The organism is Nocardia stercoris (assembly GCF_003696265.1).
GTDB classification, from domain to species: Bacteria; Actinomycetota; Actinomycetes; order Mycobacteriales; family Mycobacteriaceae; genus Nocardia; species Nocardia stercoris.
Window position 1 is genome coordinate 1 of the sequence record NZ_RFFH01000050.1, and the last position, 1,332, is coordinate 1,332.

A 1,332-nucleotide genomic window follows, 5' to 3' on the forward strand; every position below is an offset into this window, starting at 1 on the left:
TGAACCGTCACGGATTTGGGACCGCTTCCTACTTTTGAGGAAGATGGTCTCCATCATGTCGAAGCGTTACCCGCCCGAGGTCCGCGAGAAGGCCGTGCGCCTGGCTCTCGAACGGCTCGATGAGTACGGATCCGCCTACGCCGCCGCACGCGCCATCGGCCCGATGGTCGACGTGCATCACGAGACACTGCGGCTGTGGATCAAGAAAGCCCTCGACGACGGCCCGCGACCGAGCGCGCTGGCCTCCGCGGGCTTGTCGTCGACCGAGCGGGACGAGCTGGCGCGGCTGCGGAAAGAGAACCGGGATCTCAAGCAGACCAACGAGATCCTGAAACTGGCGTCGGCTTTTTTCGCGCGGGAACTCGACCCGCGACACCGCTGATCGTCGGGTTCATCGACGAATACCGCCACGTCTTCGGCGTCGAGTCGATCTGCCGCGCGCTCACCGAGCACGGCGTGGCGATCGCGCCCAGGACCTACCGCAAAGCCCGGTGCCGGCCACCGGCGGCACGCGACGTCGCAGATGCGCTGGTGGAGAACGCGTTACGGGATCTGCACGGAACACCCGAACAGATGTACGGCCGCCGCAAGATGACCCGCTACCTGCGTCGCCACGGCCACGAGGTGGCGTTCTGCACCGTCGACCGGCTGATGCGTGAACTCGGACTCAACGGTGTGGTCAGGGGCCGAAAACAGCGGACAACGATCCCGGCCAAGGACGGCATCCGGGCCGGTGACAGGCTCAACCGGGACTTCACCGCGGCGGCACCGAACCATGTGTGGGTCGCCGACTTCACCTACGTCTCGACCTGGACCGGATGGGCATACGTGGCGTTCGTGTTCGACGCGTTCTCCCGCGCGATCGTGGGCTGGACCACCGCGGCCACCAAGACGACCGCGTTGGTGTCCAAGGCGCTCAACATGGCCGTCTGGCGGCGCGGCCACTACGGGCATCCGGTTGAGCCCGGCCTGATCTTCCACACCGACGCCGGGTCTCAATACACATCCATCAAGTTCACCGAATCCCTTGCACTGCAGGGCCTCTCGGCGTCGATAGGTTCTGTTGGGGATGCCTACGACAATGCCCTCGCGGAGTCGATCATCGGCTTGTTCAAGACCGAGGTCGTCAACCGGCACGGGCCGTTCAAGACGTTGACCGAGGTCGAGTTCGCGGTCATGGAGTGGTGCGATTGGTACAACAACGCCCGCTTGCATTCTCGGCTGGACTACCTGACCCCGGCCGAATACGAGGCCGCGTACTACGCTCAACAATCGCCACGCCGACCGGCGCTGGTCTGAATCCGAAGCCGGTCCCAAATCCGTGACGGTTCA

The 1,332-nt window shown here is 64.6% G+C and carries 1 protein-coding gene and 1 other annotated feature; the gene reads left to right on the forward strand.

Annotation, left to right across the window (positions count from 1 at the left end):
* The first annotated feature begins 55 nt into the window (after positions 1-55).
* Positions 56-1,299, forward strand: a protein-coding gene (locus EBN03_RS33515; RefSeq protein ID WP_122192184.1) for an IS3 family transposase whose coding sequence is annotated in 2 segments (ribosomal slippage) — positions 56-350 and positions 350-1,299 — 1,245 coding nt in all. Because the reading frame shifts where the segments join, the coding sequence is not laid out codon by codon here.
* Positions 343-471, forward strand: a sequence feature (AL1L pseudoknot). It overlaps the preceding gene by 129 nt.
* Positions 1,300-1,332: the final 33 nt, after the last annotated feature.